This window comes from Streptomyces sp. NC-S4, from assembly GCF_054353315.1.
Map to the genome: position 1 here is coordinate 5,588,122 of NZ_CM135937.1, position 24,870 is coordinate 5,612,991.

Annotated in this window: 26 protein-coding genes; 14 read left to right on the forward strand and 12 right to left on the reverse strand. The window is 72.5% G+C overall.

All coding sequences use genetic code 11. The features are described 5' to 3' along the window. Positions 1-95 precede the first annotated feature (95 nt). A complete protein-coding gene (locus tag ACXNSR_RS25320; protein ID WP_458637748.1) occupies positions 96-827 on the forward strand; it encodes a hypothetical protein in 732 nt (243 codons plus the stop codon). 87 nt (positions 828-914) lie between these two features. On the opposite strand, the gene ACXNSR_RS25325 is transcribed toward ACXNSR_RS25320, so the two are convergent. From ACXNSR_RS25325 to ACXNSR_RS25335, 3 genes are all read right to left on the reverse strand, one after another. Further along, positions 915-2,075 (reverse strand): Mrp/NBP35 family ATP-binding protein, encoded by a 1,161-nt coding sequence (locus ACXNSR_RS25325; RefSeq protein WP_458637749.1) that lies wholly within the window; start codon positions 2,073-2,075, stop codon positions 915-917. A 42-nt stretch (positions 2,076-2,117) separates the two neighbouring features. Then, positions 2,118-2,693, reverse strand: a complete 576-nt coding sequence (locus tag ACXNSR_RS25330) for a DUF1003 domain-containing protein (protein WP_033219039.1) — start codon at positions 2,691-2,693, stop codon at positions 2,118-2,120. Positions 2,694-2,799: 106 nt separating this feature from the next. After that, positions 2,800-4,071: a magnesium transporter MgtE N-terminal domain-containing protein gene (locus tag ACXNSR_RS25335; protein WP_189732747.1), complete on the reverse strand. Its 1,272-nt coding sequence runs from the start codon at positions 4,069-4,071 to the stop codon at positions 2,800-2,802. 187 nt (positions 4,072-4,258) lie between these two features. On the opposite strand from ACXNSR_RS25335, the gene ACXNSR_RS25340 reads away from it, so the two are divergent. Continuing rightward, entirely contained in the window at positions 4,259-5,050 is a 792-nt protein-coding gene (locus ACXNSR_RS25340) for a hypothetical protein (RefSeq protein WP_458637750.1), read from the forward strand. 53 nt (positions 5,051-5,103) lie between these two features. Here ACXNSR_RS25340 and ACXNSR_RS25345 read toward each other — a convergent pair whose 3' ends face one another. Further along, positions 5,104-5,619: a hypothetical protein gene (locus ACXNSR_RS25345; RefSeq protein ID WP_458637751.1), complete on the reverse strand. Its 516-nt coding sequence runs from the start codon at positions 5,617-5,619 to the stop codon at positions 5,104-5,106. A gap of 73 nt (positions 5,620-5,692) precedes the next feature. Further along, on the reverse strand, positions 5,693-6,808 hold the full coding sequence (locus ACXNSR_RS25350) for a magnesium and cobalt transport protein CorA (RefSeq protein ID WP_458637752.1): 1,116 nt from the start codon (positions 6,806-6,808) through the stop codon (positions 5,693-5,695). 391 nt (positions 6,809-7,199) lie between these two features. Here ACXNSR_RS25350 and ACXNSR_RS25355 point away from each other — a divergent pair, with 391 nt between their 5' ends. The 4 genes from ACXNSR_RS25355 to ACXNSR_RS25370 all read left to right on the forward strand — a co-directional run bounded on the left by ACXNSR_RS25355 (position 7,200) and on the right by ACXNSR_RS25370 (position 10,103). After that, positions 7,200-7,784 (forward strand): suppressor of fused domain protein, encoded by a 585-nt coding sequence (locus tag ACXNSR_RS25355; protein ID WP_458637753.1) that lies wholly within the window; start codon positions 7,200-7,202, stop codon positions 7,782-7,784. Positions 7,785-7,844: 60 nt separating this feature from the next. Then, positions 7,845-8,489 (forward strand): DUF6758 family protein, encoded by a 645-nt coding sequence (locus tag ACXNSR_RS25360; RefSeq protein WP_376163609.1) that lies wholly within the window; start codon positions 7,845-7,847, stop codon positions 8,487-8,489. Between the two features lie 69 nt (positions 8,490-8,558). Beyond that, positions 8,559-9,422, forward strand: coding sequence for a PHP domain-containing protein (locus ACXNSR_RS25365; RefSeq protein WP_458637754.1), 864 nt, complete (start codon positions 8,559-8,561; stop codon positions 9,420-9,422). 75 nt (positions 9,423-9,497) lie between these two features. Next, positions 9,498-10,103: a MarC family protein gene (locus ACXNSR_RS25370; protein WP_458637755.1), complete on the forward strand. Its 606-nt coding sequence runs from the start codon at positions 9,498-9,500 to the stop codon at positions 10,101-10,103. Between the two features lie 79 nt (positions 10,104-10,182). Here the strand turns inward: ACXNSR_RS25370 and ACXNSR_RS25375 are convergent, their stop codons facing one another. The 3 genes from ACXNSR_RS25375 to ACXNSR_RS25385 all read right to left on the reverse strand — a co-directional run bounded on the left by ACXNSR_RS25375 (position 10,183) and on the right by ACXNSR_RS25385 (position 13,427). Continuing rightward, positions 10,183-10,335, reverse strand: a complete 153-nt coding sequence (locus ACXNSR_RS25375) for a hypothetical protein (RefSeq protein ID WP_167745535.1) — start codon at positions 10,333-10,335, stop codon at positions 10,183-10,185. A 97-nt stretch (positions 10,336-10,432) separates the two neighbouring features. Continuing rightward, positions 10,433-11,290, reverse strand: a complete 858-nt coding sequence (locus ACXNSR_RS25380; RefSeq protein ID WP_458637756.1) for an alpha/beta fold hydrolase — start codon at positions 11,288-11,290, stop codon at positions 10,433-10,435. A gap of 109 nt (positions 11,291-11,399) precedes the next feature. Further along, positions 11,400-13,427 carry a DEAD/DEAH box helicase gene (locus ACXNSR_RS25385; protein ID WP_458637757.1) on the reverse strand — a complete coding sequence of 676 codons (2,028 nt, stop codon included), beginning with the start codon at positions 13,425-13,427 and terminating at the stop codon, positions 11,400-11,402. A 472-nt stretch (positions 13,428-13,899) separates the two neighbouring features. On the opposite strand from ACXNSR_RS25385, the gene ACXNSR_RS25390 reads away from it, so the two are divergent. Beyond that, positions 13,900-14,658, forward strand: coding sequence for a ferritin-like fold-containing protein (locus ACXNSR_RS25390; RefSeq protein ID WP_189732731.1), 759 nt, complete (start codon positions 13,900-13,902; stop codon positions 14,656-14,658). A gap of 93 nt (positions 14,659-14,751) precedes the next feature. Here ACXNSR_RS25390 and ACXNSR_RS25395 read toward each other — a convergent pair whose 3' ends face one another. The 4 genes from ACXNSR_RS25395 to ACXNSR_RS25410 all read right to left on the reverse strand — a co-directional run bounded on the left by ACXNSR_RS25395 (position 14,752) and on the right by ACXNSR_RS25410 (position 16,557). Beyond that, the gene (locus ACXNSR_RS25395) at positions 14,752-15,054 is read right to left on the reverse strand and encodes a hypothetical protein (RefSeq protein WP_458637758.1); all 303 of its coding nucleotides are present in this window, start codon (positions 15,052-15,054) and stop codon (positions 14,752-14,754) included. 109 nt (positions 15,055-15,163) lie between these two features. Next, positions 15,164-15,391: a DUF3107 domain-containing protein gene (locus tag ACXNSR_RS25400; protein ID WP_458637759.1), complete on the reverse strand. Its 228-nt coding sequence runs from the start codon at positions 15,389-15,391 to the stop codon at positions 15,164-15,166. A 139-nt stretch (positions 15,392-15,530) separates the two neighbouring features. After that, entirely contained in the window at positions 15,531-16,169 is a 639-nt protein-coding gene (locus ACXNSR_RS25405) for a TetR/AcrR family transcriptional regulator (RefSeq protein ID WP_458637760.1), read from the reverse strand. A 172-nt stretch (positions 16,170-16,341) separates the two neighbouring features. Continuing rightward, positions 16,342-16,557, reverse strand: coding sequence for a hypothetical protein (locus tag ACXNSR_RS25410; RefSeq protein WP_458637761.1), 216 nt, complete (start codon positions 16,555-16,557; stop codon positions 16,342-16,344). 133 nt (positions 16,558-16,690) lie between these two features. Here ACXNSR_RS25410 and ACXNSR_RS25415 point away from each other — a divergent pair, with 133 nt between their 5' ends. The 7 genes from ACXNSR_RS25415 to ACXNSR_RS25445 all read left to right on the forward strand — a co-directional run bounded on the left by ACXNSR_RS25415 (position 16,691) and on the right by ACXNSR_RS25445 (position 24,817). Further along, entirely contained in the window at positions 16,691-17,686 is a 996-nt protein-coding gene (locus ACXNSR_RS25415; protein WP_458637762.1) for an alpha/beta fold hydrolase, read from the forward strand. A 5-nt stretch (positions 17,687-17,691) separates the two neighbouring features. Next, the gene (locus ACXNSR_RS25420; RefSeq protein WP_458637763.1) at positions 17,692-19,101 is read left to right on the forward strand and encodes a DUF3152 domain-containing protein; all 1,410 of its coding nucleotides are present in this window, start codon (positions 17,692-17,694) and stop codon (positions 19,099-19,101) included. Between the two features lie 81 nt (positions 19,102-19,182). Beyond that, entirely contained in the window at positions 19,183-19,278 is a 96-nt protein-coding gene (locus ACXNSR_RS25425; protein WP_314243733.1) for an Ms4533A family Cys-rich leader peptide, read from the forward strand. 172 nt (positions 19,279-19,450) lie between these two features. After that, the gene (locus ACXNSR_RS25430) at positions 19,451-21,199 is read left to right on the forward strand and encodes an ABC transporter substrate-binding protein (RefSeq protein ID WP_458637764.1); all 1,749 of its coding nucleotides are present in this window, start codon (positions 19,451-19,453) and stop codon (positions 21,197-21,199) included. 47 nt (positions 21,200-21,246) lie between these two features. Beyond that, positions 21,247-22,209, forward strand: coding sequence for an ABC transporter permease (locus ACXNSR_RS25435; RefSeq protein WP_458643386.1), 963 nt, complete (start codon positions 21,247-21,249; stop codon positions 22,207-22,209). Continuing rightward, positions 22,206-23,198: an ABC transporter permease gene (locus ACXNSR_RS25440; protein WP_458637765.1), complete on the forward strand. Its 993-nt coding sequence runs from the start codon at positions 22,206-22,208 to the stop codon at positions 23,196-23,198. Before ACXNSR_RS25435 ends, ACXNSR_RS25440 begins: the two co-directional genes overlap by 4 nt. Continuing rightward, positions 23,195-24,817: a dipeptide ABC transporter ATP-binding protein gene (locus ACXNSR_RS25445; protein WP_458637766.1), complete on the forward strand. Its 1,623-nt coding sequence runs from the start codon at positions 23,195-23,197 to the stop codon at positions 24,815-24,817. Before ACXNSR_RS25440 ends, ACXNSR_RS25445 begins: the two co-directional genes overlap by 4 nt. Positions 24,818-24,870 lie beyond the last annotated feature (53 nt).

Below are 24,870 nucleotides of genomic sequence, written 5' to 3' on the forward strand. Positions count from 1 at the left end.
TCTGTCCGGATCGCAGGACGCCCGAGGGAGGGGGTCCCCCCAGCACAGCGAGGGGGAGGGCCGTTCCGGACCCCACGGAACGAGAGGCCGCCCAGATGGAGACGACGAGCAGCAGCCGGGTAGGGGCACAGACCGCGGAGGCCCCCGCCTCCGCAGGCGCACCCGCCCAGGAGCCGGATACCGGCCCACACAGCGATACGGAGCCACAGGAGGCCCCCGCGCCCGTACCGGCGGCCCGCCGGACGGCCGAGGGGTTCCTGGCGGCCGACTTCCCCTGGTACGGGCTGGACGGGGCCTTCACCGGCCGCCGCTGGCTCATGCAGGTCGCCGTGGCCGCCGACGGCACGGTGGAGCACGGCTCCACCGGCCACGGCGACGAGCCCTCCGCCCGGGGCGAGATCGCCACCGGTGAGAAGGAGCGCTTCGCGGTGGTCATCACCGTGGCGAGCAATCCGCTGCGCCGCAGCGGCGACGGCACCGGCGTCCTGGAGGCCACCTCGGTCGCCTCGGCGGCCTGGCTGGCCGGCTCCGGGCTGCTGGCCTACAGCTGGCCCGGGCAGATGGACCACGCCCTGCGCAACGACTGGCTCGACCAGCAGACCGAGGCCGCGTGGGAGCTCGCCGACGACCTCGACGGCGAGGACTGGTCCACGCTGTCGCTGCCGGTGGACGGGGAGCCGACGACCTTCCACTACCGCGAGTCGGAGTTCGGCTGGGTGCTGGCGGGATCCACGGGCAGCGGCGTCCACCTGGGCGCGTACGGCCGGGGCATGAGCGCGTACGGGCTCGGCTTCTCGGCGATCGGGGACCTGGCCGCGTACGAGTAGCCGCACGGGTACGGAAAAGGGCACCGCCGGCCGGCGGTGCCCTTCACGCTGTGCGGCCCGTGCGGGCCGGCCCGCATCCGGGGCGGGTCAGAACTTGTTGCGCGGGGTGATGCCCAGGGACATGCCCGACAGGCCGCGCGCACGGCCGCCCAGCTTGCCCGCGATGGCCCGCAGGGCCGCGCCGGCCGGGGAGTCCGGGTCGGACAGGACGACGGGCTTGCCCTCGTCGCCGCCCTCGCGCAGCCGGACGTCGATCGGGATCGAACCCAGCACCGGCACCGTCGCGCCGACCGTCTTGGTCAGGCCGTCGGCGACCTTCTGGCCACCGCCCGAGCCGAAGACGTCCACCATCTCGTCGCAGTGCGGGCACGGCAGGCCGGACATGTTCTCGACCACGCCGACGATCTTCTGGTGGGTCTGCACGGCGATGGAGCCGGCCCGCTCCGCGACCTCGGCCGCGGCCTGCTGCGGGGTGGTGACGACGAGGATCTCCGCGTTCGGCACCAGCTGGGCCACGGAGATCGCGATGTCGCCCGTACCCGGCGGCAGGTCCAGCAGCAGCACGTCCAGGTCGCCCCAGAACACGTCCGCCAGGAACTGCTGGAGCGCGCGGTGCAGCATGGGACCGCGCCACACCACCGGGGCGTTGCCCGGGGTGAACATGCCGATGGAGATGACCTTCACGCCGTTGGCCGACGGCGGCATGATCATGTTCTCGACCTGGGTCGGACGGCCGTCCACACCCAGCATGCGCGGCACGCTGTGGCCGTAGATGTCCGCGTCGACCACGCCGACCTTCAGGCCGTCCGCCGCCATCGCCGCGGCCAGGTTCACCGTGACGGAGGACTTGCCGACTCCGCCCTTGCCGGACGCGACCGCGTACACGCGGGTCAGCGAGCCCGGCTTGGCGAAGGGCACCTCGCGCTCGGCGGTGCCGCCGCGCAGCGTGGCCGCCAGGTCCTTGCGCTGCTCGTCGCTCATCACGTCGAGGGAGACGGCGACGGAGGTGACGCCCGCGACCTTCTCGACGGCCTCGGTGACGTTCTTCGTGATGGTCTCGCGCATGGGACAGCCCGACACCGTGAGGTAGACCGTGACGGCGACCTCGCCGGCGTCTCCGATCTCCACCGATTTGACCATGCCGAGCTCGGTGATCGGCCGGTGGATCTCGGGGTCGTTCACCGTCGCCAGCGCGTCCAGGATCGCGTCCTGCTCGGGCACGGCGGCGGAGCTTGTGTCGGTAGCCATGCCCCGATGGTACGGCTCGGTAGCATCCCGCAGGAAAGCCCGTCAGCGGTCGCCTTCATCACGTTCGGCGGGGAATAGACGCCGCTCGTCCATCTCCTTGATCAGGTCCTGGAACTCGGACCTGATCCAGTCGCGGGTGGCGACCTCGCCCAGGCCCATGCGCAGGGCGGCGATCTCCCGGGTCAGGTACTCGGTGTCGGCGATGGACCGCTCGTTCTGCTTGCGGTCCTGCTCGTGGGTGACCCGGTCGCGGTCGTCCTGCCGGTTCTGCGCGAGCAGGATCAGCGGAGCCGCGTAGGAGGCCTGGAGCGACAGCATCAGCGTCAGGAAGATGAACGGGTACGGGTCGAACCGCAGGTCGTCCGGCGCGAAGATGTTCCACAGCACCCAGACGATGATGACCAGGGTCATCCAGACGATGAAGCGGCCGGTGCCCAGGAACCGCGCCACCCGCTCCGACAGCCGCCCGAAGGCCTCCGGGTCGTACTCGGGCAGCAGCGACCGGCGCGGCGCGCGCGGCAGGTCCAGGCGCACCCGCGAGCGCGTCAGCGCGCTCGACCCGGCGCCCGAGGACCTCCCCGCGCGCTCGCCGGAACGTTCCGCCGCCTCGGCCGCCAGACCGTGCTCGCGGGCCTGCGTCCGCGCCTGCTCGCGCCGCTCCCGGATCTGCTCGCGGCGCCGCTCGCGGGCCTGCTCGCCACGCCCCCGTTCGGAGCGTCCTCGTTCAGCGGCCACCGACGGCCTCCTCGGAATGGAAGTCCGTCTCCCGCCAGTCGTCCGGCAGCAGGTGGTCCAGCACGTCGTCCACGGTCACCGCGCCCAGCAGCGAGCCGCTCTCGTCGACCACCGGCACCGCCACCATGTTGTAGGCGGCGAGGTGCGTGGTCACGGCGGGCAGCGAGGCGTTCGGCCGCAGCGGCGGCAGGTCCGTGTCCACGATCGAGCTGACCAGCGTGAACGGAGGGTCCCGCAGCAGCCGCTGGAAGTGCACCGTGCCCAGGTACTTGCCCGTCGGCGTCTCGTCCGGCGGCCGGCACACGTACACCTGCGCGGCCAGCGCCGGCGACAGGTCCGCCTGGCGTACGCGGGCCAGCGCGTCCGCGACGGTCGCGTCCGGCCGCAGCACGATCGGCTCGGTGGTCATCAGACCGCCCGCGGTGTTCTCCTCGTAGGACAGCAGGCGGCGCACGTCGGCCGCGTCGTCCGGCTGCATCAGGGTCAGCAGCCGCTCCTTGTCGTCCTCCGGCAGCTCGGAGAGCAGGTCGGCCGCGTCGTCCGGGTCCATCGCCTCCAGGACGTCGGCGGCGCGCTCCTCCTTCAGCTTGCCGAGGATCTCCACCTGCTCGTCCTCGGGCAGCTCCTCCAGCACGTCCGCGAGCCGGTCGTCGTCGAGGGCGTTGGCCACCTCGGCGCGCCGCTTCGGCGTCAGGTGGTGCAGGACGTTCGCCACGTCGGCCGGGCGCATCTGCTCGAAGGTGGCGACCAGGTTCTCGGCGCCCTGCCCGTGCTCCTCCAGCGAGAAGCCCGTCACCGCCGACCACTCCACCGTCAGGGCCTCGCCGCGCCGGCGCAGCGCCCCCGACTTGCCCTTCCGTACGAAGATCCGGTCGATCTCCCAGTCCCGGCGGGCCGGCAGCTGCTGGATGGCCACGTCCAGGACGGTGACCTCCTCGCCGCTGGCGACCAGCGTCACCCGCCGGTCCAGCAGCTCGCCCAGGACCAGGCGTTCGGTCGGGCGCTGCTCGAACCGCCGCATGTTGACCACACCGGTGGTGATGACCTGCCCGGACTCCACTCCGGTGACCCGGGTCATCGGCAGGAAGATCCGTCGCCGGCTGACGACCTCGACCACCAGACCCAGCAGCCGCGGCGGGCGCCCGCCGACCCGGAGCATCGCGACGAGGTCGCGGACCCGGCCCACCTGGTCGCCGTTGGGGTCGAAGACGGGCACACCCGACAGATGCGAGACGAAGATCCGCGGGGCGCCTGCAGCCATCCGAGCGCCTCCTAGTGCGTCGATCAAGAGTCGTGCCGCCCCTCAGGCTAGCCCGTGCCGCCGGAAAGCGTCCTGGTGGGGCGGTCCGCCCGGGGGCGGGCGAACACCGGGGCGCGGTCGTGGGGCCGAAGGTACGGGCGGGTACGCTGCCTGCTGCTCGCAGACGACCGACGAGAGGCACCCGCCCGTGACCGCCTACTTCCCTGCCGCGCGGCTGCGCCGGGCCGCCTTCATCGGTGTGCTGTGCGCGGGCCTCGCCGTCACCGGTACGGGCTGCGGGGAGGACCCCGACGAGGGCACGAACGGTGTCGGCAAGCTGTCCGCCGACAAGATCGAGGCGAAGGCGAAGGCGGCCGCGACGGAGGCCGAGTCGGTGCACCTGTCCGGCACGCTGGTGAGCAGCGGCAAGTCCTTCACCCTCGACATGCGGCTGAAGGCGGACGGCGGCTCCGGCGAGGTGAAGTCCAACGAGGACACCTTCCAGCTGCTGCGCGTGGGGGAGCAGCTGTACCTGAAGGCGAGCGCGGCGTTCTGGGGCCAGTCCGACTCGGCCGGCAAGCTCGGCGACAAGTTCGTGAAGGTGCCCGAGGGCGACCCCTCGTACAAGCAGTTCCGCGGCTTCACCGACATGGACGTGCTGCTGGACGGGCTGCTCGGGCTGGAGGGCAAGCTCTCCAAGGGCTCGTACACCAAGGTCGGGCACACCCGCGCGGTCCAGGTCACGGCGGACGCGGGCAAGGGCGGCAAGCTCTCGGTGTCCCTGGAGGGGACCCCGTACCCGCTGCTCATGGAGCGCGCCGGCGGCGCCGGCCGGGTCGAACTCGCGGAGTGGGGCAAACCGTTCCAGCTGGACCCGCCCGCGCAGGACCAGACGGTCGACTACGGCAGCCAGCTGCCGACGACGAAGGACCAGAGCGGCGGGCCCGCCCCGGCCCCCTCCAAGGGCTCCGGCCAGGGCGCGAACCCCACCAAGCCCTGACGCTCGGCGGGTCGGCGGGTCGGCGGATCCGGTGGCGGCACCTCGCCGCGGGGTCAGCCCCGGGCGGCCTTCCTGCGCTTGAGCAGGAGCTTCGGCAGGGCCGCGGGAACCGGCCGGCGGGTCGTCGCCGGGGAGCCCAGCGGGGCCGCGGCCAGCGAACCGTCCGGCAGTTCGGACCGCACCGATTCCGGCTCCAGCCGCAGCAGCCGGCACTCCCGCGCCCACCGCTCGGTCATGTCCTCCGAGTCGGGCGCGTTCAGCCGCTTGCCCTTGAGCTCGGCGACCGCCGCCGCCCACTCCTCGCCGCGGGGCGCCAGCTCCCGTACCGTCGCCGTCCAGGCCACCAGCCGGCCGCCCTTGTCCTTGCTCCGCACGGTCACCTCGGCACGCGCACCGTCCGCCAGCCCCGGGAACGGCTGCTCGCCGGGCCCGTCGCCCAGTACATGGGCCGCGCCGTCCACCCAGGCGTGCCACAGGGCGCGGTCGGCCCCGCCGCCGCGCACCCAGATCAGGCCGGACTTCTTGGTGGCCTCCTCGACGAGGGCCAGGTCGAGCGTGCTGAGAGTCATGCCGACAGGGTAGGGGGTCGCCCCCCGCCCGCGAGCGGGCGTACCGGCCCGCGGGACCCGGGACGGGCCCGCCTCAGAGCCAGCCGTTGCGGCGCAGCGCGCGGTGGATGGTGAAGCAGGAGGCGACGATCGCGGCCATCACCATCGGATAGCCGTAACGCCAGTGGAGTTCGGGCATGTGGTCGAAGTTCATCCCGTACACGCCGCAGATCATCGTCGGCACGGCGATGATCGCCGCCCAGGAGGTGATCTTGCGCATGTCCTCGTTCTGGGCGACCGTCGCCTGCGCGAGATTGGCCTGGAGGATCGAGTTCAGCAGCTCGTCGAAGCCCACCACCTGCTCGTGCACCCGCGCCAGGTGGTCGGCCACGTCGCGGAAGTACTTCTGGATGTCCGGGTCCACCAGCCGCATCGGCCGTTCGCTCAGCAGCTCCATCGGACGCAGCAGCGGTGAGACCGCCCGCTTGAACTCCAGCACCTCGCGCTTGAGCTGGTAGATGCGGCCCGCGTCCCCGCCGCGCGCACTGCCCTTGGCGGGGGCGGCGAAGACCTCGCTCTCCACCTCGTCGATGTCGTCCTGCACCGCCGCCGCGACCGCGATGTAGCCGTCGACCACGTGGTCGGCGATGGAGTGCAGGACCGACGAGGGGCCCTTGGCGAGCAGGTCCGGGTCGTCCTGGAGGCGGTGGCGCAGCCCCTTGAGGGAGCCCTGTCCGCCGTGCCGGACGGTGATGACGAAGTCGGGGCCCGTGAAGCACATCACCTCGCCGGTCTCCACCACCTCGCTGGTGGCGGTCAGTTCGGCGTGGTCGATGTAGTGGATCGTCTTGAAGACGGTGAAGAGGGTGTCGTCGTAGCGCTCCAGCTTCGGGCGCTGGTGCGCGTGCACCGCGTCCTCCACGGCCAGCGGGTGCAGCCCGAAGGTCGCGGCGATCCCCGCGAACTCGGCCTCCGTCGGTTCGTGCAGGCCGATCCAGGCGAACCCGCCGTCCTCGCGGACCCGGCGGATCGCCTCACGGGGCGTCAGACACGCCGGACCCAGCATCCGCCGCCCGTCGCGGTACACGGCGCAGTCGACCACCGCGCTGCTCGCCGACGGGTCGCGGGTGGTGTCGTAGCCGGGCTGTACGGGGGTGGCCCTGCGCAGGGCCGGGCGAACGGCGGCACGCAGGTAGGGCAGCATCGACATGGCAGGCTCCTTCTCGCGCACGGCTGCGGACCGTACGGGTGGGAGACCCTCCGCGGGCGGGCGGGCAGGCCCGGACAAGGGAGGGAACAGGACGGGAGGACAAACGTTCTGCCGTCGCTCTTCTACTGATCAGCGGATCAGACGGATCGAGCAGATCAAAGGGGGCGGGATGCGCCCGTCACAGAAGTGGAAGAGCGATTGGTACTGCACGATCGACTTCGGTCCACCGCAGCCCCACCTCCTCCGGCCGGTCCCCCGTGAGGGACGTCCTGTCGCCGGGGCACTGAAACACCGCTTCTGCGTGCGGCCCCGAACAGCTGTCAACACTATCAGCCGACGGATGGTCAAGACCCGCCCTTTACCCGCCTGATACGAGTTCTATGCTCGCTTCATGGCAGAAATTCTGGCTCTCGTGGAGGCCCGGCTGCGCACGGCGTTCGGTGAACCCGACGCACGCGCCGCCATCACCTTCCTGGGCACCGACCGCATCGAGGTACTCCGTTTCGCCGAGGGCGACCTCGTGCGGTACGCGACCCTCGGGATGTCCGCGCACCCGATGACCGATCCGACCGCCGTGGTCGCCGACCCCGTACGGGGCCCGCGCGCCGAGCTCGTGCTGACCGTACGGGCCGGGCTGGCGGCCACCGACAAACTCCTGCGCCCGCTCGCGGTACTGGCCGCGTCCCCCCAGGTCGAGGGGCTGATCGTGGCCCCGGGAGCCTCGCTCGACGTGGGCGAACCGCTCTGGGACGGGGCCCCCTTCAGCTCCGTCCTCGTGGCGGAACCGGGCGGTCTGGTCGAAGACCTGGAGCTCGACGAGCCCATGGACCCGGTCCACTTCCTCCCGCTGCTGCCGATGACGGCCAACGAGGCCGCCTGGAAACGCGTGCACGGAGCGGCCGCCCTCCAGGAACGCTGGCTCGCGCGCGGAACGGACCTGCGGGACCCTCTGCGCAGCGCCGTCGCGCTGGACTGAGGGCCCGGACGGGTGACCGTGCCTTGACTGGGGGCCGGGCGGGGAGGAGCGTGGCTTCTTATGAGGGGTGAACCAAGTTGCCCGAAGTGCGGTGGCCGGGTCAGGGCGCCCGGACTCTTCTCCGACTCCTGGCAGTGCGCGGTGCACGGCGCTGTCCACCCCCTGCAACCCGTCATCCCGCCGAGCGTCGAAGGCTTGAGCGTGATGGTGCACCGGGCGCGGGTGCCGGTGTGGATGCCGTGGCCGCTGCCGGTGGGGTGGCTGTTCACGGGGGTCGCGTCCGCCGGTGACGACCGAAGCGGTGGCCGGGCGACGGCGGTGGCCTGTTCCGGCCCCGGCCCGCTGGGCGGGATCGGCGAGCTGCTGCTGATCGCGGAGGAGCTGGGCGTCGGCCTCGGCGCGCGGTACGCGGGCATCGACGGCGTCGACCCCGGCTCGTCCATCGACGTATCGGCGCCGCCCCACGCCAAGGTGGTCGCGGCGGGCCGCCCGACACCGCTGTGGCACGTGGCCGGCGGCCCCGACGACCGCGCCGTCTTCGCCGGCGAGGCGCGGGGCCTGTGGCTCTGGGCGATCGTCTGGCCGGAGCAGTCCGGACTGCTGATGTACGACGAGCTCGTCCTCACCGACCTGCGCGACGCGGGAGCCGAGGTCGAGCTCGTTCCGTGCGGGGCCCTGAGCCCCCGCATCCTGGGCCCCGCCTGAGGCCGAGGGGGGTCCCGGGCCCGGTTATCCTGGAGTGTCCCCCGTACGTACGACCCATGGAGCCAGGCTGTGCGCATCGACCTGCACGCCCACTCCACGGCCTCCGACGGTACGGACACCCCCGCCGAACTGGTGCGCAATGCAGCCGGCGCCGGGCTGGACGTGGTGGCGCTGACCGACCACGACACCGTGCGCGGATACGGCGAGGCCCTCGCGGCCCTGCCCGCCGGGCTGACGCTGGTGACCGGGGCCGAGCTGTCCTGCCGGCTCGACGGGGTCGGCGTGCACATGCTCGCGTACCTCTTCGACCCCGAGGAGCCCGAGCTGGCCCGGGAACGCGAGCTCGTCCGCGACGACCGCACCCCGCGCGCCCGGACCATGATCGGCAAGCTCCGGGACCTCGGCGTCGACGTCACCTGGGAGCAGGTGGCCCGGATCGCCGGTGACGGCTCGGTCGGGCGGCCGCACATCGCCACCGCCCTCGTCGAGCTGGGCGTCGTCCCCACCGTTTCGGACGCCTTCACGCCCGACTGGCTCGCCGACGGCGGCCGCGCGTACGCCGAGAAGCACGAGCTCGACCCGTTCGAGGCCGTGCGCCTGGTCAAGGCGGCCGGCGGGGTCACGGTCCTCGCGCACCCCGCCGCCGTCAAGCGCGGCCGGTGCGTCTCCGAGTCCGCGATAGCCGAGCTGGCGACCGCGGGCCTGGACGGCATCGAGGTGGACCACATGGACCACGACGCCGACACCCGCACGCGGATGCGCGGCCTGGCGGCCGACCTCGGCCTGCTGACCACGGGCTCCAGCGACTACCACGGCAGCCGCAAGACCTGTCGCCTCGGGGAGTACACGACCGACCCCGAGATCTACGGCGAGATCACGCGCCGCGCGACGGGGGCCTTCCCGGTGCCGGGCGCCGGCGGACGCGAGCGCTGACCGGCCGGATCCGGCCCGCTCCACCCGTCCCACCCTTCTTCTTCGCGACACCCCTCTCTTCTGCAAGGCATCACTGTGTTTGATTTCGCCGTCTTCGGATCCCTTTTTCTCACCCTTTTTGTGATTATGGACCCGCCGGGGATCACGCCGATCTTCCTGGCCCTGACCTCCGGCCGCCCCGTCAAGGTGCAGCGCCGCATGGCCTGGCAGGCCGTCTGCGTGGCCTTCGGCGTCATCGCGGTCTTCGGCATCTGCGGCCAGCAGATCCTGGACTACCTGCACGTTTCCGTCCCGGCGCTGATGATCGCCGGTGGTCTGCTGCTCCTGCTCATCGCGCTGGACCTGCTCACCGGCAAGAACGACGAGCCGAAGCAGACCAAGGACGTGAACGTGGCCCTGGTCCCGCTGGGCATGCCGCTGCTGGCCGGCCCCGGCGCGATCGTGTCTGTGATCCTGGCCGTCCAGAAGGCCGACGGCGCCGCCGGGCAGGTCTCGGTCTGGGCCGCGATCGTGGCCATGCACGTCGTGCTGTGGATCACCATGCGCTACTCCCTGGTGATCATCCGGGTCATCAAGGACGGCGGCGTCGTCCTCGTCACCCGGCTCGCCGGAATGATGCTCTCGGCGATCGCCGTCCAGCAGATCATCAACGGCGTGCTCCAGGTGGTCGCCGGGGCCTGAGGCTCCGCCCCGCACCCGTCATGCGAACGCCCCCGCACGGGTCCCGGTGCGGGGGCGTGAACGTTTTTCGTGCGACGCGTCAGCAGGACGCGCTCTCGGCCGGTCGGATCAGGATGCGCTGGCCGACGGCTGCGGCCTGCTGCACGATCCGGTTGACGGAGGCCGCGTCGACGACGGTGCTGTCCACGGCGGATCCGTCGACGTCGTCCAGGCGCAGAATCTCGAAGCGCACGGGGCTTCTCCCTTCGTCAGTGTTTCTCCTTGCACTGGTCCAACGAAGTGTAGGCCGCAATCATTCCCTACGCTAAGGAAATTTTTTCACTGGCTAACTACACGCCGGCGCAGGAGTCCCAGAACGCGGCCAGCCCGCGCGCCGTCGTGGCCGGGTCCTCGGCGTTCGGGGAGTGGTCCGTCCCCGGCACGATCACCCGCCGGGCGCCCAGGCGCCGGGCCGTCTCGTCCAGCAGCGGCACCGGCCAGGCCTGGTCCACGGCCCCGGAGAGCACCAGCTTCGGCAGCTCGACCCGGCTCAGCTCCTCGGTCCGGTCCGGCTCGCAGATCAGCGTCCGGCCGGTGACGATCAGCTGCTCGGGGACGGTGGCCAGCCACCGCTCGCGCAGGAAGTGCGCGAGCTCGGGGGAGTCGGCGGCCGCGTCCTCGGGATCGTGGGCCCGCATCGCCGCCCAGATCCCGGGCATGTCGTCGCCCATCGCCTCCAGCGCGGCGACCAGCAGCTTCGTCCGGGCCTGCTGCTCCTCGGAGATCGCGGCCGGCCCGCTGCTCATCAGGGTGAGGGAGACGAAGGGCGAGGGATCGCGGAGCACGGCGGCGCGGGAGATCAGCCCGCCGAGCGAGTGGCCGACCAGGTGCACGCGGTCCGCGCCCAGCGCACGGACCTGCGCGAGGACGTCCCGCGCCAGCTCCTCCAGGGCGTATGGGGCTTCCTCGCGCGGACCCGGGCTCTCGTGCTGGCCGCGGCCGTCCACGGCGACGACCCGGTACCCGGCGGTCGCCAGCGGCTCCAGGAGGCCGATGAAGTCCTCCTTGCTGCCCGTGAAGCCGGGGACCAGCAGGGCGGTGCCGTGTACGGGCTCACCGGCCTCGTGCACGGCGAAGGAACCGCGGTCGGTGGTGAGGAGGTACGCGCGGGCGGCGGACGGCAGGGTGAGGCGCGGCGGCTTGCTCATGGCCCGAGGTTACCGGCCCGTAGGGGTGCCCCGCACGGTCCGGACAGGCCGATGGCCCCGGCCCCCTCGGAAGGGGAACGGGGCCATCGGCGGGGGTGCTGCGGAAGGCTTACGCCTCCGGCGCGGCCGCGGCCTTGCGGGTGCGGGTGCGCTTCGGCTTGGCCGGGGCCTCCTCGGCCACGGCGGCGGCCTCGGCGGCGACCGGGGCGGCCTCCGCGACCTTGCGGGTGCGGGTGCGCTTCGGCTTGGCCGGGGCCTCCTCGGCCACGGCGGCGGCCTCGGCGGCGACCGGGGCGGCCTCCGCGATCTTGCGGGTGCGGGTCCGCTTCGGCTTGGCCGGAGCCTCCTCGGCCGGAACCTCGGCGACCGGGGTCACCACGGCGGCCGGGGCGGCCGGAGCCGCCTTGCGGGTGGTGCGCCGGGCCCGGACGGGCTCGACCAGCGGCGCCATCTGGAAGTCCGGCTCCGGCTCGGCCGGGGTGACCTTGCGGGTACGGACGCGCTTCGGCCGGGCCGGAGCCTCCTCGGCGGGAACCTCGGTGATCGGGGTCAGCACGGCCGCGGCCTTGCGGGTCGGGACGCGCCTCGGCCGGGCCGGGGCCTCCTCGGCGACCGGGGTCACCACGGCGGCCGGAGCCTCGGCGACCGGAGCCGGTGCGGCCGGAGCCTCGGCGACCGGTGCGGCCACGGCGGCCTGGACCGGCACCGCACCGACACGGGTGCGGCGGCGGCGCGGACGGCGCGGCTCCTCGGCGGCCGGGGCCGCGGGGGCCTCGGGAGCCTGGGCCGGGGTCACCGCGGCGGTGGCCTCGGCGCCCTCGGCCACTTCCGCCCCGCCCCGCGTACGGCGGCGCTGGCGCGGCGTACGGGTCCGGGCCGGACGCTCCTCGGTCACCACGGCGGCGGCCGCCGGACCGGAGCGGCCGCCACGGCCACCACGGCCGCCGGTCTCGCCCAGGTCCTCCAGCTGCTCGGCCTTCAGGCCGGCCCGCGTGCGCTCGGCGCGCGGCAGGATGCCCTTGGTGCCGGCCGGGATGTTCAGCTGCTCGAACAGGTGCGGGGAGGTGGAGTACGTCTCCACCGGGTCGTGGAAGTCCAGCTCCAGCGCCTTGTTGATCAGCTGCCAGCGCGGGATGTCGTCCCAGTCGACCAGGGTGACGGCGGTGCCCTTGTTGCCCGCGCGGCCGGTACGGCCCACGCGGTGCAGGAAGGTCTTCTCGTCCTCGGGCGTCTGGTAGTTGATGACGTGGGTCACACCCTCGACATCGATGCCGCGCGCGGCGACGTCGGTGCACACCAGCACGTCGACCTTGCCGTTGCGGAACGCGCGCAGCGCCTGCTCGCGCGCGCCCTGGCCCAGGTCGCCGTGGACGGCGCCGGACGCGAAACCGCGCTTCTCCAGCTGCTCGGCGATGTCGGCCGCGGTGCGCTTGGTGCGGCAGAAGATCATCGCCAGGCCGCGGCCGTCGGCCTGCAGGATGCGGGAGACGAGCTCCGGCTTGTCCATGTTGTGCGCACGGAAGACGTGCTGCGTGATGTTGGCGACGGTCGCGCCCTCGCCGTCCTCGGAGACGGCGCGGATGTGGGTCGGCTGCGTCATGTACCGGCGGGCCAGACCGATGACCGCACCCGGCATGGTCGCCGAGAACAGCATCGTCTGACGCTTCGCGGGCAGGTACGCCATGATCTTCTCGACGTCGGGCAGGAAGCCCAGGTCGAGCATCTCGTCGGCCTCGTCCAGGACCAGGGCCTTGACGTGCGAGAGGTCGAGCTTCTTCTGCCCGGCCAGGTCGAGCAGGCGGCCCGGGGTGCCGACGATCACGTCGACGCCCTTGTTGAGGGCCTCGACCTGGGGCTCGTACGCGCGGCCGCCGTATATGGCGAGGACGCGGACGTTGCGGACCTTGCCCGCGGTCAGGAGGTCGTTGGTGACCTGGGTGCACAGCTCGCGGGTCGGAACCACCACGAGGGCCTGCGGAGCGTCGGTCAGCTGCGCCGGGGTGGCGCGGCCGGCCTCGACGTCCGCCGGGACGACGACCCGCTCCAGCAGGGGAAGGCCGAAACCGAGCGTCTTGCCGGTTCCGGTCTTGGCCTGGCCGATGACGTCCGTGCCGGAAAGGGCGACGGGGAGGGTCATCTCCTGGATCGGGAAGGGGGACACGATGCCGACGGCCTCAAGGGCCTCGGCCGTCTCGGGAAAGATCCCGAGGTCTCGGAACGTAGTCAGGGTGCTGCCTCTTCTGTGAGACGCGGCGCGAGGCGGCGAAGGGGGTCCTACCGTGCCGTGCTTGCAGTACTGCCACGTACGAAGCTGCGCGGGACCACTAGCCTTCGCTCAAGCGCTTCTGCCGCTGAGGGGGCCCCTCGTGGGTAGGCGGTACGCATGGACGTACGCACCTCACCGAGGGCGGTCGGTTGGAGCCGATCGGGCCACCGACCGGGCATCCTCATTCGGATGGCCCGCCGAGTATTCGGCAGGCGCATTACCACTGTACCCCGGAATCGCGCAGGTGTGTCGGGTGAATTCACCGGGTAGGCGCGTTTAGCTGGACACACAAGGAACCCGCGTGGTGACTTGGAGGGCCATTCGGCGGGCTATTGTGCGGAGCATGTCGACCGTAGAAAACGCCTCGCCCGCCGACGACAGCACCCCTGCCGAAGCCGTGGGTATCGCCGCCCAGGACTGGGCCGCCGCCTCTGCCTCGCCGCAGTACCGGGCCGCCGTCGTGGACCTGCTCGGCGCGCTCGCGTACGGCGAGCTCGCGGCCTTCGAGCGCCTGGCGGAGGACGCGAAGCTCGCGCCCACCCTGGACGACAAGGCCGAGCTCGCCGCGATGGCCTCCGCCGAGTTCCACCACTTCGAGCGGCTGCGGGACCGGCTCGCGGCGATCGAGGTCGAGCCCACCGCCGCGATGGAGCCCTTCGCGAAGGGCGTCGACGACTTCCACCGCCAGACCGCGCCGTCGGACTGGCTGGAGGGCCTGGTCAAGGCCTACGTCGGCGACTCCATCGCCAGTGACTTCTACCGTGAGGTCGCCTCCCACCTGGACACCGACACCCGCGCCCTCGTGCTCGGTGTGCTCGACGACACCGGCCACGGCAACTTCGCCGTCGAGAAGGTCCGCGCGGCGATCGAGGCGGACCCGCGCTGCGGCGGCCGGCTCGCGCTGTGGGCCCGCCGGCTGATGGGCGAGGCCCTCTCGCAGGCCCAGCGCGTGGTCGCCGAGCGCGACGCGCTCTCGACCATGCTGGTCGGCGGTGTCGACGGAATGGCGGCCGGCTTCGACCTGGCGGCCGTCGGCGAGATGTTCACGCGCATCACCAAGGCGCACACCAAGCGGATGGCGGCCCTCGGCCTCGCCGCCTGACCGCACGGCGGTCCCACGTACGCCGGCCCCGGCGCGCACACGGCGCGCCGGGGCCGGCGTACGTGGTTCAGGGGCGGCATTCAGGGATCTTGGTCATCCCCGCGACGGGAGCGAAAACGGAGTCCTGTGGGACGGCCTGCGGGGCCCTGCGGCCGGACGGAGGAGCAGGGACAGGACCACGGCCGACACCAGCACCGAGCCGACGAGCGTCGCGGTCAGCGTGTTGTGCCCGGGCCCCAGCGCGAAGTGGGTGAGATACGCGCCGAACAGCGCGCCCAGCACCCCGCTGACCAGTACCACTGTGCGGGAAGGCAACCGGCGCGCGAGCACCCGGGCGGCTGTCGCGGACAGGGCGAGGCCCAGGAGCGCGGAGCCGAGCACTTCCATCAGCAGCATGAGGTCTCTCCCATACGTCAGGGCAAACCGGGTCACTGCGGTCCTACCCGAAGCGGAAGAAACAGAAACGGCCCGGTGGGATCAACCACCGGGCCGTTTCCAACAGTTCTCAGAGCGCGCCGAAGCCCACCTTGCGCACGCTCGGCTCGCCCAGGTCGACATACGACAGGCGGTCGGACGGCACCAGGACCTTGCGGCCCTTGCTGTCGGTGAGGCTCAGCAGCGGCGCGGTGCCGGACAGAGCGGCGGTGACGATGCTCTCCAGCTCCTCGGCGCTCAGGTCGCTCTCCAGCACGATCTCCCGGGGTGCGTGCTGCACGCCGATCTTGACCTCCACGGCTTTGTCCCTCCGACGATCCGGTTCGCGCGATCAGCCGCGCCGTACGCGGTCCACATTAGCCCGGTGAGGGGACGCGGACCGCGCAGAGCGGACACGCTCGCAGCGAACAGCGGCCGACGGATACCGTCGGCGTCGCTCAGGACTCCGTGCCGTGCAGCGGGAACCCTGCGATACCGCGCCAGGCGAGCGAGGTCAGCAGGCCGACCGCGGTCTCACGGGCGACCGGGCTCTCACTGGAGAGCCAGTAGCGGGCCACGACCTGCGAGACCCCGCCCAGGCCCACGGCCAGCAGCATCGACTCGTCCTTGGACAGTCCGGTGTCCTCGGCGATGACCTCGGAGATGGCCTCGGCGCACTGGAGCGAGACGCGGTCGACGCGCTCGCGCACCGCCGGCTCGTTCGTCAGGTCGGACTCGAAGACCAGCCGGAAGGCGCCGCCCTCCTCCTCCACGTACGCGAAGTAGGCGTCCATCGTGGCCGCCACGCGCAGCTTGTTGTCCGTCGTCGACGCGAGGGCCGTGCGCACGGCCAGCAGCAGGGCCTCGCAGTGCTGGTCCAGCAGGGCCAGGTAGAGGTCGAGCTTGCCGGGGAAGTGCTGGTACAGCACCGGCTTGCTCACGCCGGCCCGCTCGGCGATGTCGTCCATGGCCGCCGCGTGATACCCCTGCGCGACGAAAACCTCCTGGGCCGCGCCCAGCAGCTGGTTGCGCCGGGCTCGGCGCGGCAGTCGCGTGCCCCGCGGACGCGCTGCCTCGGTCTGCTCGATGGCTGTCACGCCGCCTCCCACTTTCTCTAAGAACACAGTGCGCTCTGCGCCGCGCCGCCATCGTACTTTTCGGTAACCGAATCTGGAGGGTTCAAGCCGAGTTTTCTCGCGGTACGGACGGCCCGGAGGCGCTGGTCAGCGGTTTGATCAGCGGTTTGGCCGATGCTCGGTCGGCTGGGGGTCAGCGGTAGTCGTCCTCGTCCAGCGGCACCACCCGCGCCTGCTCGACGGCATCGCCGTCCGTGACTCCGTCCACCGAGCGCGCGGTGATCGGGTCGTCCTCGTCCGGCCGGAGATCGGCGAGCTGCTCCGCCACATCCGCCTCGGGCGCCTCAGGATCGAGGGATTCCGGAAACTGCTCCCGGAAGGTGTCCGGCTCCGCAGGGTCGACAGTCATGCCGCTCCCCTCGCTTCCTTGTGCTCACTTACGAGCCTAGGAGGATCGCGGAGGCACCGCTATATGGATCCGGCCCGTGTCTGTGACGGCGAACACAGGAAGAGGAACGTGATCGTCTCGTAACATTGCCCGCATGTCTTCGACCGAGCTGCCGGGCGTGCGGTCCACCGCCGAGCTGTCCTCCCAGACGGGAGCCGCCCGGGTGGCCGAAGGGGAGCAGCTGCGCACCGCCGTGCTGCCCGGCCTGGAACTGGCCGTGCGGGTCCGCCCGCCCCTGCGCACGGGGCTGCCGCCCGCGCTGTTCGTGCACGGACTGGGCGGTTCCTCCCAGAACTGGTCGGAACTGATGGCGCGGCTGGCCGACACCGTCGACGGCGAGGCCCTCGACCTGCCGGGCTTCGGCTGGTCGCCGCCACCCGCCGACCGCGACTACTCCGTCACCGGTTTCGCCCGCGCCGTCATCCGGCACCTCGACGCCGCCGGGCGCGGCCCGGTCCACCTGGTCGGCAACTCCCTCGGCGGCGCCGTCTCCACCCGCGTCGCGGCCGTCCGGCCCGACCTGGTGCGCACGCTGACCCTGGTCTCGCCCGCCCTGCCCGAGCTGCGCGTGCAGAGGTCGGCCGTGCCGACCGCGCTGCTCGCCGTGCCCGGGGTGGCCGCGCTCTTCGGCCGGCTGACGCAGGGGCTCAGCGCCGAGCAGCGCACCCGTGGGGTGACGGAGCTCTGTTACGGAGACCCCTCCCGGGTGACACCCGAGGGATTCCGCAACGCCGTCGAGGAGATGGAGCGGCGGATGGCCCTGCCGTACTTCTGGGAGGCGATGACGCGCTCCTCCCGGGGCATCGTCGACGCCTACACCCTCGGTGGCCAGCACGGACTGTGGCGGCAGGCGCAGCGCGTTCTCGCGCCCTCGCTGCTGGTCTACGGTGGCCGGGACCAGTTGGTCTCGTACCGTATGGCGCACAAGGCGGCCGCGGCCTTCCGCGGTTCGCGGCTGCTGTGCATGCCCGAGGCCGGGCACGTGGCGATGATGGAGTACCCCGAGGCGGTGGCCGCCGCCTTCCGAGAGCTGCTGGACGACACCGGGACGGGCGAGAGTGACCGATATACCGAAGACGGCAGAGGCTGAGGACCGTGGGACGACATAGTCGCAAGGGCCCTGCCCCAGCTCCGGCTCCGGCCGCCGCTCCGGCACCCGTCCGGCCGCAGCCGGAGCCGCTGCCCTACGAGGAACAGCCCGCCGCGTCCTGGCCCGAACCGACCGTCACCCACCAGGGGTACGTGTCCCAGGACCGGTCCTTCGCCGACGCGCGGACCGGGGGCCACCCCCAGCAGTACGAGTCCGGCGGAGCCTGGGGCGCCCGCGCCGACTCCGTGTACGGGGACTGGCGCGGGGTGCGGCGCGCGCACGACGCCACCGCCACGGCACCGGCCGCGCCGGCGCCCGCCGCCCGCCCGGACTGCGAAACCCCGGCCTTCGGCACCCCCGCGGTGGGATTCCCGCAGGTCACCCTGACCCCGCCGGCCGCTTTCGATCCCGGCCCCGACCCCGTCACTTCCACCGGCGCGCACCGCCTGGTGCCCGGGCCGCGCAGGCCGGTGGACCCTGCGGGTCCCGCGGGTCCCGCCGGGCCCGCGACCGAGGCGGATCCCGCGGATTCCGCCGATCCCGCGGATTCGGATTCGGATTCCGCCGCGGAGCCGCCCGGCTCCGGTCGCGGCCGGAAGGTCCGTACGTACACGGGCATCGCCGCCGTGGCCGTCACCACCGTCCTCGCCGTCGTCGTCGCCGGCCAGATGGGCTCCGACGGGGACGCTGCCAGGACGGGTGCGCAGGCCGCCTCCGACGGCAGCCGGACCGACGCGGCCGCCTCCCGCTCGGACGGCCGCGCGACGCCCCCGGCTGCCGCGGCGCCGTCCGCCGCGGCGCCCGCGCCGGAGCTGACCTACGAGCAGAAGATGGCCCAGCAGCTGCCGATCGACGCGAAACTCGCCGGACCCGGCACCTTCGACACCGTGCCCGGTGTGGCCAAGGCCCCGGGCAAGGGCAAGCTCGTGCGCTACCGGGTCGACGTCGAGCAGGGTCTCGGCCTGGACCCGCAGCTCTTCGCCGAGGCCGTCCACCGCACCCTCAACGACCCGCGCAGCTGGGCCCACAACGGAGAGAAGACCTTCGAGCGGGTACCGGGCGGCGAGGCGGACTTCGTGATCACCCTGGCCAGTCCCGGGACCACCGGGGTCTGGTGTGCCAAGTCCGACCTGGACACCACCGTCGACAACGTCTCCTGCGACTCCGCCTCCACGGACCGGGTGATGATCAACGCGTTCCGCTGGGCGCAGGGCTCGGCGACGTACGGGCCGGACCAGATGTTCACCTACCGGCAGATGCTCATCAACCACGAGGTCGGACACCGGCTCGGGCACGGCCACGTGAACTGCCGCACCCCCGGCGCGCTCGCGCCGATCATGCAGCAGCAGACCAAGTCGCTCGACATCAACGGCATCCAGTGCAAGCCCAACCCCTGGGTGTTCCCCGACAATTGACCGACGGTCCGCGGCCCCGCCCGGCGACCGGGCGGGGATCCGCGTTGACAATCCGTCCGATCATCGGCAATCGTTCTCCGCATGTCGCACCACCACACCATGACCGCGAGCGCCGCCATTGAGCTGGCGCTGCTTGGTGTGACCGCGCACAGCGTGGCCGACATCTTCTGTCGCTGAGCCTGCCCGCAAGCGCCGCGACGCCTTTTCCGGTTCCTTCGCCGCGCCCGGGTGCACGTACGCCCGCAGGCGCGGCTTCCGCATGTTCCGGTGCCCCATCGGCACCGCCTCCGACCGCTGCCCCTCGCGTGGCCCTTCCGCCCTTCCTTCACGCCGAGAGGTCAACACACCCATGTCTTCCGCCGGACCCGACCGTCATCTCATAGCGCGCCGTGTGGCCGCCGTCACCGTCAGCCTCGTCCTGGCCGGGGGCGCCGTGGCCTGCGGCCCCGAGGACGGTGCGGCCAAGGCCGGTTCGGGCGACAAGCCGGGCGCCGCGGGCGCGCCGCAGAAGGGCGGCACCCTGACCGTCCTCAACTCCGAGCCGCAGAGCGACTTCGACCCGGCCCGGCTCTACACCTCGGGCGGCGGAAACGTTCCCTCGCTGGTCTTCCGTACGCTGACCACCCGCAACCGCGAGGACGGCGCGGCCGGCGCCAAGGTCGTGCCCGACCTGGCCACCGACACCGGAAAGCCCAACGCCGACGCCACCGAGTGGACGTACACGCTCAAGGACGGGCTGAAGTACGAGGACGGCACCCCGATCACCACCGCCGACATCAAGTACGGCATCGAGCGCTCCTTCGCCGCCGAACTGTCGGGCGGCGCCCCGTACCTGCGGGACTGGCTGGTCGGCGGGGAGGCGTACGAAGGCCCGTACAAGGACGGCGGCAAGGGGCTCGACTCCATCGTCGTGCCCGACCCGAAGACGATCGTCTTCAAACTCCGCAAGCCCGAGGGCGAGTTCCCCTTCGTCGCCACGCAGACGCAGTTCGCGCCCGTCCCCAAGGCCAAGGACACCGGGGTCAAGTACGAGGAGCACCCCGTCTCCTCCGGCCCGTACAAGGTCGTCAAGAACGACAACGACGGCGAGCACCTCACCCTGGAGCGCAACGAGCACTGGGACGAGAAGACCGACGAGGAGCGCAAGGCCTACCCGGACAAGATCGACGTCCGCTCCGGTCTGGACGCCGCGGTCATCAACCAGCGCCTGACCACCAGCTCCGGCCCCGACGCCGCCGCCGTCACCACCGACACCAACCTGGGACCCGCCGAACTCGCCCAGATCGGCGATAACAAGGAACTCGCGGGCCGTGTCGGCACCGGCCACTTCGGCTACATCAACTACCTGGCCTTGAACCCGAAGGTGGCCCCCTTCGACAACCCGAAGGTGCGCCAGGCCATCTCCCACGCGATCAACCGCACCAGTGTGATCAACGCCGCCGGCGGATCCGCGCTGGCCGAACCCGCCACCACCTTCCTGCCCGAGCGCGAGGCCTTCGGCTTCACCCCGTACGACCACTTCCCGGCGGGGAAGACGGGCGACCCGGCCAAGGCCAAGCAGCTGCTTGCGGAGGCGGGCTTCCCCGACGGCATCACCGTCACCCTGACCCACTCCACCGCGCAGAACCGCCAGACCAGCCCCGAGGTCGCCACCGCCGTCCAGCAGGCCCTCGCCGCCGCCGGGATCACCGTCAAGCTGGAAGGACTGGAGAACAACGCCTTCAACGAGAAGCGCTGGGACGCCAAGAACACCCCCGGCTTCTTCCTCTCCCGCTGGGGCGCCGACTGGCCCTCCGGCGCCCCCTTCCTCGCGCCGATCTTCGACGGCCGGCAGATCGTGACCAACGGCTCCAACTACAACCACGCGCAGCTGAACGACCCGGCCGTGAACGCCGAGATCGACGAGATCGCCAAGCTGACCGACCTCGCCGCGGCCGGCAAGCGCTGGGGCGCGCTCGACAAGAAGATCGGTGAGCAGGCCCTGGCCGTGCCGCTCTTCCACCCGGTCTACAAGCGGCTCGTCGGCAAGGACATCAAGAACGTCGTGATCAGCGACTGGACCGGCGTCCTCGACATCTCGCAGGTCTCCGTCAAGTGAGCGTCACCCTCAAGCAGTCGGCGTCGCAGCAGCAGCAGCCGCAGCAGTTGGCGTCCGCGCCCGGGGCCCCCGCCCCGGGCGCGGGCACCGCGCGCCAGGTCCTGCGGCGCCTGCGCCGCCGGCCCGCGGCCCTCGCGGCCGCCGGGGTCATCGCCCTGCTCGTCCTCCTCGCCCTCGCCGCACCGCTGGTCGCCCAGCTCACCGGCCAGGACCCGAACGCCTACCACGACGACCTCGTCGACTCCGCGCGCGGCGGGGTACCGCTCGGCTCCTTCGGCGGGATCTCGGCCGACCACTGGCTCGGCGTCGAGCCGGGCACCGGCCGCGACCTGCTCACCCGGCTGCTGTACGGGGCGCGGATCTCGCTGCTCGTCGCCCTCGGCGCCGTCGTCGTGCAAACGCTCGTCGGCGTGGGCGTCGGGCTCGCCGCCGCGCTCGGCGGCCGGTTCGCGGGCCAGCTCATCGGCCGGTTCACCGACGTGATGATCGCGCTGCCGATGCTGGTGATCGGCATCGCCCTCACCGCGGTGGTCCCGCCCGACTTCCCGCGGCCGCTGCTGCTGATCCTCATCATCGGACTGCTCGACTGGGGCGGCACCGCCCGGATGGTGCGCGCCCAGGCCCTCGCCCTGCGCGGTCTCGACTTCGTCGACGCCGCCCGCCTCTCGGGCCGGGGCACGCTCGGCATCGCCCGCCGCGAACTGCTGCCCTCGCTGGCCGCGCCCGTCATCACCTACGCCGCGATCAAGGTGCCCACCGCCATCGTGGCCGAAGCCTCGCTGTCCTTCCTCGGCGTCGGCGTGAAGCCGCCCACGCCCTCCTGGGGACAGATGCTCTCCAGCGCGCAGACCTGGTTCCGCGCCGACCCGGTCTACGTCCTCCTCCCGGCCGGGCTGCTCTTCGTCACCGTGCTCGCCTCCACCGTGCTGGGCGACGCCGTCCGCACGGCCCTCGACCCGCGCGAAGGCTCCCGCCTGCGGGTCGGCACCAGAAAGGAGCGCACGGCGTGACCCGCTTCGTGCTCAAACGGACCGGCGGCGCACTGCTCGTGCTGCTCACCCTGTCCGTGATCGTCTACGCCCTCTTCTACCTCGCCCCCGGCGACCCGGCGCGCCTGGCCTGCGGAGAGCGCTGCAACCCGGCGCAGATCGCCCAGGTCCGCGAACAGCTCGGGCTGAACGAGTCCGCCCTCACCCAGTACCTGCACTTCCTCCAGGGGCTGCTGGCCGGCCGGGACTACTCCGGCGGCGCCGGGCTGGTCCTGCACTGCGACGCGCCCTGCCTGGGATTCTCGTACCAGAACGACCAGCAGGTCACCGGGCTGATCCTGGACCGGCTGCCCGCCACCCTGTCGCTGGCGCTGGGCGCACTGGTGATCTGGCTGGTGGTCGGCGTCGGCACCGGACTGCTGTCCGCGCTGCGCCGCGGCGGGATCACGGAGCGGGCCCTGACCGTCCTGACCCTCGCCGGGACCGGCACCCCCGTCTTCATCCTGGGGCTGCTCCTGCTCATGACCGTCTGCGCCCACCTCCAGTGGCTGCCGTTCCCGACGTACGTGCCGCTGACCGAGGACCCCGAGCAGTGGGCCTGGAACCTGCTCCTGCCCTGGGTGACCCTCGGCGTCTTCGAGAGCGCCAAGTACGCCCGCCTCACTCGCAGTTCGACCCTGGAGACGCTCGCCGAGGACCACATCCGGACCTTTCGCGCCTACGGGGTGGGGGAGCGGGCCGTGGTCACGCGGCACGCGCTGCGCGGCGCCGTGGCCCCCGTGATCGCGCTCAGCGCCGTCGACTTCGGCACGATGATCGGCGGCGCGGTGCTGACGGAGTCGCTGTTCGGGATCCCCGGCCTCGGCAAGACCCTCATCGACGGGGTACGGGTCGTGGACCTGCCCGTCGTCGTCGGCGTCGTCCTCGCGATCGGCACGGCCGTGGTCCTCGCGGGCGCGATCGCCGACCTGCTGTACGCCGCCGCGGACCGAAGGGTGACCCTCGCATGACGCACTCACTGGTGGAGGTCACCGACCTCGTCGTCGACTTCCCGGTCGGCGGGACGGGGGAGCACGTACGGGCCGTGGACGGGGTCTCCTTCACCCTGGAGGCGGGCCACGCCCTCGGCATCGTGGGCGAGTCCGGCAGCGGCAAGTCCACCGTGGCCGCGGCCCTGCTGGGACTGCACCGCGGTACGGGCGCCCGCCTCGGCGGCACCGTCCGGGTCGGCGGCACGGACGTGGCCGCGGCACCGGCGGCCGAACTGCGCCGACTGCGCGGCGGGACCGCCGCCATGGTCTTCCAGGACCCGCTGAGCTCCCTGGACCCGTACTACGCCATCGGCGACCAGATCGCCGAGGTCCACCGCAACCACGCGGACGTCTCCCGGCGGGCCGCCCGGGCCCGCGCCGTCGAGGTGCTCGACCGTGTGGGCATCCCGGACGCGGCACGCCGCGCCCGCGCTCGGCCGCACGAGTTCAGCGGCGGCATGCGGCAACGGGCCCTCATCGCGATGGCGCTGGCGTGCGAGCCGCGGCTCCTGATCGCCGACGAGCCGACCACCGCGCTGGACGTCACCGTGCAGGCCCAGATCCTCGACCTGCTCCACGGGCTGCGCGAGGAGCGCGGGCTCGGGCTGCTGCTGGTCACCCACGACGTGGGGGTGGCGGCGGAGAGCGTGGACGAGGTGCTGGTCATGCGGGGTGGCTCCGCCGTCGAGCGGGGTCCGGTGGCCTCCGTGCTGGCCGCACCGGCGGAGCCGTACACGCGGGCGCTGCTGGCGGCGGTGCCGAGGCTGGACGGGCCGCGTCCTTCGCGGGACTCCGCCCCGGCAAGGACGCGGCCCGTCGTCGAGGCGCTCTCCCTGCGGCGGGAGTTCGGGCGGGGGCGGCGCAAGGTCACCGCCGTCGCCGGGGTGTCCCTCGCCGTGCACGCCGGACAGACCCTCGGGATCGTCGGCGAGAGCGGCTCCGGCAAGAGCACGCTCGGGCGGATGCTCGTCGGACTGCTGGAGCCCGGCTCCGGGCAGGTCCGCCGGGACGGCGCCCCGGTCACCGGCATCACCGGCGGTGTGCAGATGGTCTTCCAGGACCCGGTCTCCTCCCTCAACCCGCGCCGCTCGGTCGGCGAGTCCATCGCGGACCCGCTGCGCGCCGCGGGTGAGCGGGACGGGGCGGCCGTCCGGGCCCGGGTGGAGGAGCTGCTGGCGCGCGTCGGGCTGGAGGCCGAGCACTACGACCGCTACCCGCACGAGTTCAGCGGCGGCCAGCGCCAGCGGGTGGGCATCGCGCGGGCGCTCGCGCCCCGGCCCCGGCTGATCGTCTGCGACGAGCCGGTCTCCGCCCTCGACGTGACCACCCAGGCGCAGGTCATCGCCCTGCTGGCGGAGCTCCAGCGGGAGCTGGGCATCGCGCTGGTCTTCATCGCGCACGACCTGGCGGTGGTCCGGCAGGTCAGCGACCGGGTGGCCGTCATGCGGGCCGGGGAGATCGTCGAGGAGGGCCCGGTGGACGAGGTCTACGACCGCCCCGCCCACCCCTACACCCGGCAGCTGCTGGCCGCCGTACCGGCCCTGGATCCCGCACTGGCGGCCGGCCGCCGCAGGACGCGGCAGGAGGTCTTCGCGTAGCCGCCGAGGCTGTACTTCTAGCGTGCTCGAACGCGAACCGTACGGGAAAGTTA